Annotated in this window: 10 protein-coding genes; 4 read left to right on the top strand and 6 right to left on the bottom strand. The window is 45.3% G+C overall.

All coding sequences use genetic code 11. From position 1 onward, the window contains the following. The first annotated feature begins 85 nt into the window (after nucleotides 1-85). Nucleotides 86-1,567: a cysteine--tRNA ligase gene (gene cysS, locus NC994_RS20320; RefSeq protein ID WP_190440514.1), complete on the top strand. Its 1,482-nt coding sequence runs from the start codon at nucleotides 86-88 to the stop codon at nucleotides 1,565-1,567. 243 nt (nucleotides 1,568-1,810) lie between these two features. Here cysS and NC994_RS20325 read toward each other — a convergent pair whose 3' ends face one another. Continuing rightward, a complete protein-coding gene (locus NC994_RS20325) occupies nucleotides 1,811-1,975 on the bottom strand; it encodes a hypothetical protein (protein WP_190430055.1) in 165 nt (54 codons plus the stop codon). Nucleotides 1,976-2,003: 28 nt separating this feature from the next. Between NC994_RS20325 and NC994_RS20330 the strand changes: the two genes are divergently transcribed. Both NC994_RS20330 and NC994_RS20335 read left to right on the top strand, forming a co-directional pair. After that, nucleotides 2,004-3,551, top strand: coding sequence for an ATP-binding protein (locus tag NC994_RS20330; protein ID WP_199299802.1), 1,548 nt, complete (start codon nucleotides 2,004-2,006; stop codon nucleotides 3,549-3,551). A 552-nt stretch (nucleotides 3,552-4,103) separates the two neighbouring features. Next, nucleotides 4,104-5,102, top strand: a complete 999-nt coding sequence (locus tag NC994_RS20335) for a tetratricopeptide repeat protein (RefSeq protein ID WP_190440517.1) — start codon at nucleotides 4,104-4,106, stop codon at nucleotides 5,100-5,102. A gap of 121 nt (nucleotides 5,103-5,223) precedes the next feature. Here the strand turns inward: NC994_RS20335 and NC994_RS20340 are convergent, their stop codons facing one another. The 3 genes from NC994_RS20340 to NC994_RS20350 form a co-directional block, all read right to left on the bottom strand. Beyond that, nucleotides 5,224-6,228, bottom strand: coding sequence for a ribose ABC transporter permease (locus tag NC994_RS20340; protein WP_190440522.1), 1,005 nt, complete (start codon nucleotides 6,226-6,228; stop codon nucleotides 5,224-5,226). Further along, the gene (locus NC994_RS20345; RefSeq protein ID WP_190440525.1) at nucleotides 6,225-7,769 is read right to left on the bottom strand and encodes a sugar ABC transporter ATP-binding protein; all 1,545 of its coding nucleotides are present in this window, start codon (nucleotides 7,767-7,769) and stop codon (nucleotides 6,225-6,227) included. The genes NC994_RS20340 and NC994_RS20345 overlap by 4 nt, the downstream gene beginning before the upstream one ends. 88 nt (nucleotides 7,770-7,857) lie before the next feature. After that, the gene (locus NC994_RS20350; protein ID WP_190440527.1) at nucleotides 7,858-8,835 is read right to left on the bottom strand and encodes a substrate-binding domain-containing protein; all 978 of its coding nucleotides are present in this window, start codon (nucleotides 8,833-8,835) and stop codon (nucleotides 7,858-7,860) included. Nucleotides 8,836-9,854: 1,019 nt separating this feature from the next. On the opposite strand from NC994_RS20350, the gene NC994_RS20355 reads away from it, so the two are divergent. Continuing rightward, complete coding sequence (locus tag NC994_RS20355; RefSeq protein WP_190440529.1) at nucleotides 9,855-11,999, top strand: peptidase domain-containing ABC transporter; 2,145 nt, start codon at nucleotides 9,855-9,857, stop codon at nucleotides 11,997-11,999. Between the two features lie 10 nt (nucleotides 12,000-12,009). Here the strand turns inward: NC994_RS20355 and NC994_RS20360 are convergent, their stop codons facing one another. Next, nucleotides 12,010-12,741: a hypothetical protein gene (locus tag NC994_RS20360; protein WP_190410011.1), complete on the bottom strand. Its 732-nt coding sequence runs from the start codon at nucleotides 12,739-12,741 to the stop codon at nucleotides 12,010-12,012. 1,012 nt (nucleotides 12,742-13,753) lie between these two features. Next, a complete protein-coding gene (locus NC994_RS20365) occupies nucleotides 13,754-14,458 on the bottom strand; it encodes an actin-binding WH2 domain-containing protein (RefSeq protein ID WP_190440532.1) in 705 nt (234 codons plus the stop codon). Nucleotides 14,459-14,549: the final 91 nt, after the last annotated feature.

Below are 14,549 nucleotides of genomic sequence, written 5' to 3' on the forward strand. Positions count from 1 at the left end.
ATTTTAATTCGGATGAGTGGATGGCTTGCTGACCAGGGAATTTAAAATACTGATACAGATGCACTTTATTTCTTAAGTTCTAGGAATGGCCCTAACACTCTACAACACCCTCACTCGTCGCAAGGAAGCCTTTGAACCTGTTGAACCCGGTAAAGCCGGGATGTACTACTGCGGCGTGACGGTGTATGACTATTGCCACTTGGGTCATGCAAGAGCTTGCATCGTCTGGGATGTGACGCGCCGTTATCTGCAATTTGTCGGCTATGACGTGCGCTATGTGCAGAATTTTACCGATATTGATGACAAAATCCTCAACCGGGCACGGCAAGAAGGTTCGTCAATGGAAGAAGTCGCCGAACGCTACATCCAAGCTTATTTTGAGGATATGGCGCGGCTGAATATCAAAGAAGCCGATGAATATCCGCGTGCTACACACACGATCAATGGGATTCAGCGGCTGATTCACGAGTTAGAACAGAAAAATTTTGCCTATCCCGCTGGGGGTGATGTTTACTATGCGGTGCGTCAATTTCCGGAGTACGGTAAGCTGTCGGGACGCAAGTTAGAAGATATGCAAGCGGGCGCGAGTAACCGGGTGGAGGTGGAAGACCTGGAAGCGTCCAAGAAAAGAGATCCGTTTGATTTTGCGCTGTGGAAGGCGGCAAAACCGGGGGAACCCGCCTGGGAATCGTCTTGGGGTGCGGGTCGTCCGGGGTGGCACATTGAATGTTCGGCAATGGTGCGCGATCGCTTAGGCGATACAATCGACATCCACGCTGGCGGTGCTGACTTAATTTTCCCCCACCACGAGAACGAAATTGCCCAATCGGAAGCGGTAACTGGCAAGCCGTTAGCGAACTACTGGCTGCATAACGGGATGGTGACGGTAAATGGGGAGAAGATGTCTAAGTCTCTGGGCAACTTTATCACCATCCGTGAGTTACTCGATCGAGGGGTCGATCCGATGGCGGTACGGCTATTTGTTCTTACAGCCCAATATCGCAAGCCGATTGATTTTACCGATGAAGCAATACAAGCGGCGACAAACGGTTGGAATACGCTAAAAGAAGGTCTGTTGTTTGGATATAAGTACGGTTCCCAACTGAGTTGGACGGGAAACCCCGCTAATCTCCCCGTCAGCGAGGGGGGACATGACAACGCTGTGGAAAGATTTCAGGCAGAAGTGGATGATGACTTGAATTTTCCTGGCGGGTTAACCATATTGTTTGAACTTGCCAAAGAGTTAGGCAAGCAGGGAAATATCCTCGTTCATCAGGGTAAAACTGAGATCCCACCCGAACAATTAGAAATTTACTGGCATAATTTGGTTGATTTGTCAAGTGTGTTGGGCTTGGAAGTAAGTGCTGACGAGATCGCAAAGCTACAGGTTGAAACTGCCGCTTCTGGTGGTTTCAGCGATGCAGACATTGAGGCGATGATTCAGCAGCGCCAGGAAGCCAGGATTGCGAAAAATTTTGCTGAAAGCGATCGCCTTCGCAACGAGCTACAAGCCAAGGGCATTACTTTAATTGATAGCCCGGATGGTACGCGATGGCATCGTAACTAAGATGAGCATAGCGGCAACTGCCTATGTTGCACCAATAGCGATCGCCTTGACGAGATTTTCAGCAGGAGCGATCGCTTTCTTCTTTCTCACCCTCACTCTCGTCATCTGAGTCTCATCCTGACTTTGCCAGCGCTGTTTATAACGCTTTTGAGTTTAGCAATTTGGCTACCTTGGCTGATTGCTTGATTAGGAGAGTGGCTAAAAGCCTACAAAATGGCATCTACACAAAAGAAGAGTGCTAATTCACACCCGTGGTAGAGGCTTTGCGTTTAAAGTTTCCGTATAGTGTATCGAACAACACGTAAATTTACGTAAGCGATCGCGATCGCTTAATCCGGAATTTGCGATCGCAAACGTGTAGAGATCGGTAGCACTACGCAGCTTTTTCAAAAGCTTGATAGTAGCCATACTGAATCAGGGCATTAACAGAGGTGCGATGGGACTGATGCACAAAATTCCAGAAGACACTTCTCACTGGACGGACTACTCACAAGAAATGCTAAGCAGGACTCAACAACAAGTAACGCCCTGGGCATGGATTGAGCAAGCATCAGTAACCCGGACTGAGGATTTTGAACAAAGCCAAAAAGAGGCGACTTCCCAACCGTCACCCCTACATTTAGATTCGACGCTAGAAGAATTAACGCTCTACGACGCTAGTATCGAGTCGGAACGTGCCGTAGAGGAAGCAATCCAGATTTTTGAAGCGAACCCATTGCTTCCTGGCATGATTATTACCGAACAAGGTAATTTCGTCGGAATGATTTCGCGACGGCGCTTCTTTGAATCTATGCGCCGTCTCTACAGCTTAGAGTTATCTTCCCCGCCTTCTCTGAAGGCACTCTACAGCATTGCCCGATGTGAGATTTTAGTATGCGATCGCAACAGTTCCATTGTCGAAACTGTACAGCAGTCCTTAAAGCGATCGCCCGAACTCATTTACGAACCGCTCGTCGTGCAACTGCAATCGGGAATTTGCAGACTCTTAGACGTACATCAGTTACTCATTGCTCAATCGCAGATTCATCAACAGGCAGCAGAAGCACTGCGGCAATCAGAAGCTCAATCCAGAGAGAAAACAACCCAGTTAGAGCAAACCCTGCATGAACTCCAGCGTACTCAAGCTCAACTGATTCAGACCGAAAAAATGTCTGGGTTGGGACAAATCGTTGCCGGTATCGCCCACGAAATTAATAACTCTGTCAGCTTTATTTATGGCAATCTCACCCATGCCAGCGAGTATGCCTACGACTTGCTGCACTTGCTGCACCTGTTTATCCAGCACTATCCTCAGCCAGTGCCAGAGATACAAGCAGAAATGGAAGACATTGACCTGGATTTTCTGAGGTCAGATTTGCCGAAACTTCTATCTTCAATGCAGGTAGGTGCAGAACGGATCTCTGAGATTGTTCTTTCCCTGCGGAACTTCTCTCGGCTCGACGAAGCAGAAGTGAAGTGTGTCAATATTCACGAAGGCATCGACAACACGCTCCTGTTTCTACAAAATCGGCTCAAAGGCAGAGGTATACGCCCTGATATTGTGGTTCATAAAGACTATGGCGACCTTCCTTTTGTAGAATGCAATGCTGGGCAACTCAACCAAGCATTCATGAATATCTTCTGCAATGCAATTGAGGCACTAGAAAAGGAAATTAGTCACAGACAAGGAAATACCCATTACCCATCACCGATAATTCGGATTCGCACGGAAGTCGGAGATAACAATCAAGTTGTAATTCGGATTGCAGACAACGGCATTGGGATGACCTCGGAGGTACAGCAACGATTATTCGATCCTTTCTTTACGACTAAACCTATTGGCAAAGGAACTGGCTTAGGGTTGTCAATTAGTTATCAAATCGTGGTAGAAAAACACAGCGGTCAATTGACCTATATTTCCGAAACGGGGAAAGGAACAGAGTTTGCGATCGCGATTCCGATTCAGCAGTACAATTCATCCGCTACTCTGTCTCAGTGCGCCTGAGCCAAAATTGCTGCTTGTCTTTTTCTAAACCTTTTTAACTCAATTGTTATGGCAATCCTATTTGAGTGTGGATGCTAGTAGTTCAGATCCCCGACTTCTTTCTCGAAGTCGGGGATCTCGCCTTCACGAATCATTGAGGGTTGCGATATCAAAGTATAGGTACGGTGGATTTCTATTAGCTGCCTCATTTCAAATCTGGTAGATTTCCCGCAAGAGGAAACCGCTTCCTCTATCTACCCACATTTCAGGGAGGAGAGATAGAGCCAGAGACTTAGACTTGCTTTGGATTTGGGGAAATTGCGAGTAATCAATCAGATTGGATATTACTACCTAATTAGGCAGATTAATTTAACATTAGTACAACTCTTTAGATAGACGAGCCAAGAAAATAATAGAGGTAGGGTTTTAACAAAGAGTTTCAAGAAATATGTCTTTAGGCTGCTAACTGACGTAACTGATTGAAGGTCAATTTTTTTACAACCAACATTTGTTCGCTTTTGGCAAGAAAGCTGCCAAAGTCAGTATTTTTTAGCCTAAGTTCAGGATATTCCCATGAGTACGCAAAATCAGAAACATTCGGTTAAAAAGCTTGTTAGCTTGATGAGCGTTGCTGGCGCTAGTGTTTTCCTCAGTTTTCCAGCATTAGCCCTCATCAATTCCAACTCTAGTACGAGAAGCCAACAATTATTAGCTCAGAGTACTCCAGGTGGGACACAAACAAATCCATCTGGCGCTGGTGCTAACCAACAAACTCCCGCTGGTACGGGTACGGGTACTAACCAACAAACTCCTGCCGGTACTCGTACTGGGCAACCTAACTATGAGGTAATTAGCCCAGGAGTTGTGCAACAGAATCCGGCAGGTGCGGGCACTACCCAGCAAACTCCAGCAGGAACTGGCACTGGTACAACTCAGCAAACTCCAGCAGGAACTGGCACTGGGCAACAAACTCCAGCAGGTGCGGGTACTACCCAGCAAACTCCAGCAGGCACGGGAACTGGTACAACTCAACAAAATCCAGCCGGAACTGGCGCTGGGCAACAAACTCCAGCAGGCACGGGTACAACTCAGCAGAATCCCACAGGTACAGGTACAGGTACTGGGCAACAAACTCCAGCAGGTGCGGGAACTGGTACAATTCAGCAAAATCCAGCCGGTACAGGTACTGGACAACAAACTCCAGCAGGTGCGGGAACTGGTACAACTCAGCAGAATCCGGCAGGTACAGGTACAGGTACTGGGCAACAAACTCCATCTGGTGCGGGTGCAACTCAGCAGAATCCAGCCGGAACTGGGACTGGGCAACAAAATCCAGCAGGAACGGGCACTACCCAACAGAATCCCGCAGGTAATACTCCAGGGGCTACGCAACGGAGTGGTCGGCAGGGGAATTATACTCAGTACATGAGACTTGGGTACGCTGCAACCCAACAAAGAGATTACCAAACTGCTTTGATTAACTTTAGAAGGGCGCTTAGTCTACGTCCTGGCGATTCGTATGCGACACGAGCGATTAGCAATGTAGAAGGGTATCTTCAACGGAGTCGTTAGTTAAGTCTTCGGTGAGGATCGACCAATAGGGAAAACAGGGAGTCGCGATCGCGACTCCCTGTTTTTTAGACTAATTCTGCCTGACGCGCGATCTACCAGTCTGTCATCGGAAGCTCAACACTTACGCAGCGCTAGTGCGGGTGCGGAGTTTGTCAATCGTCACGGCGATAATAATCACAAGACCTTTAACAACCAACTGCCAGAAAAATGACACGTTCATCAGGGTTAACCCATTGTTGAGGAGGGCAATAATTAAAGCACCCAGTAAAGTCCCCCAGATGGTGCCAATGCCACCCGTGAAGCTGGTTCCTCCTAAAATGACGGCAGCGATCGCATCGAGTTCGTAGCCTTGCCCTAACATACCCGTCGCACTGTAGAGGCGCGAGGCGCTCATCACTCCGCCTAAACCGGAAAGCAACCCACTCACACCATAAACAAATAACAGCACCCGACTCACCTTAATTCCTGTTAGTCGTGCTGCCCGTATGTTACCGCCTACGGCGTAAATATGCCTTCCCAATACTGTCCGTCTTAAGACAAACCAACTCGCTACAACGGCAAGCAAAGCAATCACAACTAGCCAGGGAATGGGACCAAGATAATTGTTGCCTATCCAAGCAAAATTTAGATTTCGATTTAGAACGGTCGTGCCATTAGCAACTAAGTAAGCAACACCCCGCAAAGCCGTATAAGAACCAAGCGTGACGATAAAAGGTGGCAAACCTAAATAGGCAATCAACGACCCATTTAGTAAGCCTAGACCTAATCCCGCTAATAGGGCGGCTGGTATGGCAAGTAAACCAAGACCTGGGATCAACGAGACAAGCACCCCGACAACTGCTGTCACGCCCAAAATTGACCCCACAGAAAGGTCAATTCCTCCGGTCAAAATGACAAATGTCATCCCGGTTGCTAGTACGATATTGATCGATGCTTGCCGAATGACATTTATCAGATTTCCGGGCGAAAGAAAGCTCGGCGTAACAATTGAAAAAATTATACAGATTGCAACCAAAATCGGTAGGATACCAGCAACCTGAATGAAATTTTTCCAAGCTTGACGATTACTCGCTTTAGAGCGATCGCTCGTTCCATTTCTGGTGGTTCTTACTTCTGTTTGACTCATGATTTTGCTACCTCTCTTGCCCCTGTGGCATAACCCATGATGTTCTCTTGTGTAATTGCTTCCCCAGTTGAGCCGCCTACTTCACCAACCAGGCTTCCCGCACGCATCACCAAGACGCGATCGCTCATTCCCACGATTTCCGGCAGTTCGCTGGAAATCATCAAAATGGCTACACCTTTTGCTGCCAGATCGCTAATAATTCGATAAATTTCGCTTTTCGCGCCGATGTCAACGCCGCGCGTAGGTTCATCGAGCAAAAGTACCTTGGGATTAATTGCCAACCAACGGGCTAGCAATAACTTCTGCTGATTTCCCCCAGATAAATCCATTGCCCTGATGCTTGGGCTGGCAAGACGAATCCCTAAGTTGCTAACGGCATCAGCCACAATTTTAAAAAGGGATTTTGAGTTGATGATGCCAGAGGTTGCCTCTCGTCCAAGAACATTCATAGTGATATTTTCACCAGAACTTATCTCCAGAAATAGACCGAGATCCTTACGATCTTCTGGGACATAGGCAATTCCCGCTTTAATTGCATCATCGGGTGTCGAGATATTGAGAGAACGACCTTCCAGTTTTATTTCACCGCTAGCCTTTCGGTCAGCACCAAAAATAAGACGAGCAATTTCAGTTCTGCCTGCGCCAACCAAGCCTGCTAAACCAACAATTTCCCCAGCATGCAGTTTAAAACTCGCAGATTTTACCTTGCGCCCATCACTTAAATTCTTTACCTCAAGGACTACTGAGCCAGGATGGGTTTGACGCTTATGTTCGTATAAATCCTGTAAAGAACGACCCACCATCATTTCTACTAAGCGAGGGGCGGAAATTTCACTCCTCTCCAGAGAGCCTATATACCCGCCATCTCGAATCACGCTAACGCGGTCAGCAAGCGCATAAATCTCTTCCATCCGATGGCTAATGTAAATAATCGCAATCCCTTCATTCCGCAAGCGGCGAACAACCTCGAAAAGTTTCTCTGTCTCTCGGTCTGAAAGCGCTGCTGTCGGCTCATCCATTACTAGAATGCGGCTCTTGTGTTTGAGCGCCCTAGCAATTTCAACTTGCTGCTGTTCTGCAATGGAAAGGGTTGAAACCAGGTCGCTCGCATCAAAACTCGCGTCGAGGTTTCTCAATACCTCAGATGCTTGATGCCGCATTCCGTCTCGGTCAATGAAGGTGCCTCCTTTCTTAAGCTCGCTCCCCATAAAAATGTTTTCAGCAACGGTCAGATTTGGGGCGAGATTAAGCTCTTGATAAATAATGGCTATACCCAAATCTCTGGCTTGACCTGGGTCTGTCATCTTAACAGCTTGACCGTCAATTCTGATTTCCCCTGCATCGGCTATATAGGCTCCAGCTAGGATTTTCATCAGCGTACTCTTGCCTGCACCATTTTCACCCATAAGGGCATGAACTTCCCCAGGATAAATAGTGAGATTTACATCATGCAAGGCGGTGAAACCATTAAAGGTTTTTGTAATTCCTTGCATTTCGAGTACTGGTTTAGTTTTTATTGCGGGTTGAGTGCTACCTGCCATCAGAAATCCCTGTAATGTTTGTGAAAATACGATTCAAATGGATGGATTATCAAGTCATAAATTGGTGCAATTAACGACAAAAATTTCGTTATTCACTTGTCCAGCCTTTATGCTGATTCACGTTTTCACGAGTAACCAACGTGACTGGAATGAGAATGTCTGGATTGGCAGGCTTGTTCCCTTTGATAATGTCATTCCCGACCTCTACTGCCTTGGCTGCCATGCGAAAGGGATCTTGAGCCGCAGTCGCAACAAATAAGCTATTTTCCTGCTTGAGCGCATCTAGAGCTTCGGGTGCGCCATCGACGCCAACAATAAAGAACTCTTTCCGTTGTGCTTGGGTAGCAGCTAGCTCCGCACCAATCCCACAAGGGTCATTAATTGCAAAAACGGCATCAATTTTTGGGAAGGATGTGAGCAAATCGCTCATGACTCTCAACCCACCATCACGGCTACCTTCTGCATTCTGATCTTTTGAAAGGATCTTGATATTGGGATATTTGGAAAATACGCTCAGACATCCTTGGACTCGCTCAACAACTGAAGCAACAGGAGGTCCGTTGATAATTACAACATTGCCTTGACCCTTCAATCGATCGGCAATGTATTGACAACTTACTTCACCTGCTTGCACGTTATTGGAGGTAACAGTGGCATCAACACCTCCTTCAGCGGCAGTATCAACTGCAATAATTGGAATTCCTGCTTGTTTAGCTTTTTCAACTGCTGCAAAAATTCCTTTACTGTCAGCAGCATTAAGTATAATCATGCTGACATCTGAGGCAATGAAATTTTCAATTTGATTAAATTGCTGATTTAAATCGTCCCCGCTGGAGACGAGGGTTGTGCTAACGTCCGCACCGCCAATTCTCTTAGCTGCCGCCTCTGCACCCTTACCAACTTGTACAAAGAAGGGGTTGCCGAGATCGCGGACTGTGACAGCAACCGATGAAAGTTCTGAACTGTTTTGTTGGCTGTTTTGAGTGTTCTGGGGAGCTGACGTGCAACTCACAAGAGCGCTACTAGCTAGACTAAAAAGACTCAATGCGATCGCTACTCGTTTCACCTTAAACTCCAATGAATGCTCATTTGGAAAGAGTCGCGCGAATAATAGCCTGCAAACCCAACAGCAATCCTTGTCGGATCTAAGCTTTAATCCCTAACGTTTTAGGCAAAAAGCTCTCCAAGTCTAGGGTTAGACCATTTTTTTCTTTTTTGCTAGTAAAATTTTCTCGATCCGCTTGGTAGAAGGCTTATTTAAAGAAAAATCTTCAGGAATACCCTCCTTATTTCCTCTTAAGAAGAGTTAGTTTTTCCTAAAAAGTATTAAAATTTGTGTAAGCATTCTAGGGTTTCAAAGCTAGAGAAAACTTTTTAGCAAAAGCCACTAAAGGTTTTGTTTAAAGGCTTGCAGAGTCTTCTTCTATTGAACTCACGATATTGTATATATTGCGACTTAAATACTGAGTTAGCATCAATCTCAAGATAGAGGCAAGACATTTAAAACAAGCAATTTCATTGAGTTTTGTGTATTAATTCTGATAAAAATTATTGGGATTATTTGTTAAATTCTTAATAGTAGACTAAAGTAGTTATAGCTAGGCAATATCGGCTTGTAAATAATTAATAATTTTTTGCTTTAAAGTATCTGATTTAAGGTAACTAGACAGGAAACTTTTAAAAAAGCTGGTATTGCTCAGACGCCTCATATTAGATCCAAACGCCATAATTGCAGAAATGTTTGACTAAGGGGTTATCAAACATTCATGACAAGTTATGTAAATGTGGTTACTTGCGTCTTGATTGAGATTTTCGCTTTGGAGCGATCGCTCCCATCGTTGAGCTGGGTTGATGAAAACCCAAGTATGCATCTACTGCTTTGTGATTGATGCTCGTTGCGAAAACTGACTGAGGCGGTCACGAATGTCAAAGGGAAGCAGCCACGATATTCTTGTAGTGACTGCTTTTGAGCGCCTCCTAACTCTATCAACCGTTCAAGTTGACCATTAGATTTTGTCTATAGTGCGCCTATAGTGTGTTAGTTACCGAACCGCATAAATCCTGACACTATGGCATGAGTTAAGCATGAAGTACGAGCATGTCTTACAACACAGTGAAGAAGACTGCGGAGCGGCGTGTCTTGCTGCGATCGCAAAACACCACGGGCGGACGTTTACGCTCAACCGCATCCGTGAAGCCGTAGGCACTGGACAGCTAGGAACCACATTGCTAGGACTCCGGCGGGGTGCAGAAGCACTCGGTTTTAATGCCAGAGCAGTAAAAGCTTCACCACAGATTCTTGACAAATTGAAGCAAGCACCACTACCAGCCGTCATTCACTGGAAGGGATACCACTGGGTTGTTTTATACGGGCAACACCGCAAAAAATATGCGATCGCCGATCCCGCCGTCGGCATCCGTTACCTCACTAAAAACGAGCTAGCGGCAGGCTGGACAAATGGCATCATGCTGTTACTAGAGCCAGACTCCGCCCGCTTTTTTGCCCAAGTTGATGATAAAGTTGGCGGTTTTGGGCGTTTCTTTAAACCCGTCTGGGCTTACCGAGGGATTCTGGCTGAGGCATTTATCATTAACCTTGTCTTGGGGTTGCTTTCTCTGACATCCCCCTTCCTCATCCAAATCCTCACCGATGATGTGCTGGTTCGGGGGGATACCCAGCTACTAACGGGTGTCGTGACTGCTGTTATGGTGATGAACGTTGTATCCAGTAGCCTCAGACTGGTGCAATCTAACCTAATCGCCCATTTTTCTCAACGGCTCCAATTAGGCTTAGTTTTAGAATTTGGCAGAGCAATTTTGCGTTTGCCGCTTTCCTATTATGAAGCTCGTCGCAGTGGCGAAATTGTCAGCCGCTTGCGAGATATTCAAGAAATTAATCAGTTAGTTTCTCAAGTCGTTGTCAGCTTGCCGAGTCAGCTATTTATTGCCATCGTTTCTTTTAGTTTGATGTTGTTCTACAGCATCAAACTAACAAGTGTTGCTGTGTGCATTGCTGTTGTTATGACAATTTCCACAATTATTTTCCTACCGACACTGCAACAAAAAACTCGGAGCTTATTAGTCTTAGAAGCAGAAAATCAAGGCATTTTAGTTGAGACTTTTAAAGGGGCACTGACGCTCAAAACGACTACATCTGCACCGCAATTTTGGGAAGAATTTCAGAGTCGCTTCGGTCGCCTTGCCAACATCACCTTCCGCACGATTCAGATTGTTATTATTAACAGTAGCTTTTCTGGATTAGTTTCTAGTATCGGTAGCGTCATCTTACTTTGGTTTGGCAGTAGCCTGGTGATTAGTAAAGAATTAACTATTGGGCAACTGTTAGCTTTTAACGGCATGAATGGAAACTTTCTAGCGTTTATTGGGGCAGTCGTGGGATTTGTCGATGAACTCACTCGCGTTCAAACCGCCACCCAACGTCTTACGGAAGTAATTGACTCTACACCAGAAAATCCAGTTGATGACAAAAGACCCTTTGCTAAAATTCCGGGAGATGCAGATATTATTTCCACAAATCTTAACTTCCACCACGCTGGCAGAACTGACCTTTTAGAAGATTTTTCGCTAACAATTCCTGGAGGAAAAGTTATTGCACTCATTGGTAAATCTGGCTGCGGTAAAAGCACCCTGGCGAAGTTAATCGCTGGATTATATTCACCACATTCTGGAAATCTCCGCATTGGCATGTATAATTTGCAAGATTTATCACTTGATTGCTTGCGACAACAGGTGATTCTCGTTCCTCAAGAGCCTCACTTTTGGAGTCGCTCAATTGTGGAAAACTTCCGCTTAGGTTCCCCTCACGTTGCATTTGAACACATTGTGAGAGCTTGCCAGATTGCGGGTGCAGATGAATTTATCAGCAAGCTACCCGACAAATATCAAACCGTTTTGGGTGAATTCGGGGCAAATATTTCTGGCGGACAGCGGCAACGATTAGCAATTGCCAGAGCGATTGTAAACGAGCCGCCAGTTCTGATTTTAGATGAATCCACGGGGGGACTCGATCCGGTGAGCGAAGCGCAAGTTTTAGAGCAGTTGCTGTCTCACCGCCAAGGCAGAACCACCATTTTAATTAGCCACCGCCCCAGAGTAATTAATCGAGCTGATTGGATTGTTTTTCTGGAGCAAGGTCACTTGAAATTGCAAGGTTCTCTGGAGGATCTACAAGCCCAAGCTGGCGCTCATTTGGACTTTTTGATTCCCTAAAGTGAAATGATTATTTTACAGAGGCATTGGTGAGGTTAACATTGCTGGCAGAGGATGCGGAGAGGCTTTTTATGGTAACGTTCGCCGTGGCGGATGTCGTGTTGTCGCCTAAGAAAATCAGGTTGGAAGTTGTGTAAGGGTTGAGATATCCGGGAGGCGGTGTAAATCCGGTATATTGACGCAGATTGCCTTGCAAAACAGGAAAGGTAGAACCGTTCATAAACAGTTGATACTGGTTGTCTTTTACATACAATACATAGTTATTCATCGTTTTCTGGACGTTGAAAGTTACTTTCTCGCCTTGAGTAAAACCAACGTTTTGCGCCCAGATGCTATTTTGCCAGAAACCTAATTCCAGCCCATAAGGTTGCGTTTCACCAGAGACGCCATTGCTCATCACAATCAGACTGAAGCCTGCACGATTGTTGTTGAGGTGAGTTTCTGAACTCACCTTGACGCTGAAACTGATGCTATATCCGGTACTGCGGTCAAGCAGCACTGGCGATACTTTGAAGTAGCCTGCTTGATTACTGGTATTACCCGTATTCAAAATAGTGCCTTCAGTGGAAGGCGTTGCGGTCGGTACAGGAGACTTAAAAGCATTTTCTTTATATTCCCATCCCTGTTGAGCGGGCGTTTGATTTGGCTGCGATACGCCGTCGTAAAGAGGAACGGCGTTAGCAGAAGTGGCTCCCATCGCTAAGGTAAAGCCAACAGTAAGGGCGGCTAGAGTTTTTTTCATGAGTTTGTTTCCTTTGATGACCATCTCGTAAGTAAAAAGCCGATGTTTATAATTTTTTTGCGGGTTGGACTAGCATGAGAATGCAGGTTGTCTTTGAGCTTTAACGCCAAAATTGGCTCTGGAGATTTTGGATGGTACTTAAGACAGAAGACAGAAAAAATTAGTAGTTGCGGGATTTTTAATTGTCATTGCTACCTGTTTCTCCTACCTACCACTTCCAAAAACGTTCATCGCTTAACAAACCTGCAACACCTTACAGGGGCGAGACAAAGCTTCTAAAAACTTCATAACTGGAAGCGATCGCTCTCATACATCTCATAAAGTCGATGCATAACGCTAGGAACTCTTGAATTCCTAATCAATCCTGATTCCAGATACTTTACATCTTGCACCTACCAAATCAAAGCTCTGCCTTGATTCCTCTCGTTCTCTAGGCTGACGCTTAGAAACGAGGGGTAGATGGATTGTTGCCTTCCCAGTTCCCAGAGTAAGGTGCAAAATGTCCGTGTTCCCTACCCTACACTCAAATATCCAAATTCAACGAACTGTAGCTTCGCCACTGAAATGAGTAGATTTCACCGCTGATCTGAGGATATTGCTATCCGTATTATCACCGATGAAAGAATCCTTTACCCTAAATTCATAATTTAGAGGCTTTAAATGAAGTTTTTGTGAATTAAGCGCGATCCTGCAAGCGATCGCATCATTTTCTGATATTAATCGTGAGCCAGAATCACTTGTTAATATTATCTAGCCGAAGTTTTTTCCTTAAAAACAGTAACGATTTACTACAGAAATTACAACTATCAACTATCTATCGATATATATAGCAGTTCTCACTTTGTTTCGATATCTACTCGTAACCTCACCCCTGACCTCTTCTCTGAAAGTGAGGAGGAGCCGGGGTGGGTTTATGTACTGCTTCCAAACAAGAATTCCGATATTTTAGCTAAGACCGAGCTAAGTAGGATGGACAATCCTGAACGTAGACAAGTGCTATTTGAGTGCAGCTTTAATTAAAACCTAGAAGGTGTCCAATTGCTTTGAAAATACTCAGATAAAAATTCCCTTCCATCGGTCGAAACAATACAAATTGTCCAGGAGTTCCAAAAAAGGGTCTGAGTGTCCAGCCTAATTGACAGCCAACTAAAGCATAAAGAATTAACCAAAATTTCAGAACTCTGGTACGAGTTTCTTGTGCTGCTTCGCTATCTTGTACGGACATAAACTGTATTCCCTGATAGAGGAAAGTGACGCCAGTCAATCCGGTGAGAGCAAAAATACCCACATTTAACAATACAAAAAATTGGTAGTTGTGGGCGGTCAACAGAAAAACTAGCGCTACGGGTGCCAAGCTAAATTCTAGAACGCTAATCACGGCGACAGAAGTTAGAAGCATGGCAAAATACTGTCCAATACTTTTGCTTGAGCCAAAAAGAATGCTGAAAAAATATAAAGTTGGCAAGCAAAGAATCAGCGTGATTAAGTAGAAGCAGGGAAGTTTAACAGCAGAGGACAATGCTTGTAAAAGGCTATGAGATGAACCGATAATTGCGCCATAGGCGGCAAAAAAGAGGGAACTACAAACGAGTAGAGAGGTGATTTTACTGGGAAGTCTTACGCCTTGACGAATTTCTTCCATAAATCCTTGGCGATCGCGTAGCAGCCCCATTAAAACGGTAAAGTAGTGGGTGGTTTGAAATTCTTGTTTAATCATGGTGCGATCTTTTGACTCAGAGCCAAGAGAGGTTCAATAATAAACTGGGGATGATCTACATTCCTTAACCTCGCTTTTTCGAGTTGAGCCG

This window comes from Trichocoleus sp. AS-A1, from assembly GCF_039962015.1.
Classification (GTDB): domain Bacteria; phylum Cyanobacteriota; class Cyanobacteriia; order Cyanobacteriales; family FACHB-T130; genus FACHB-T130.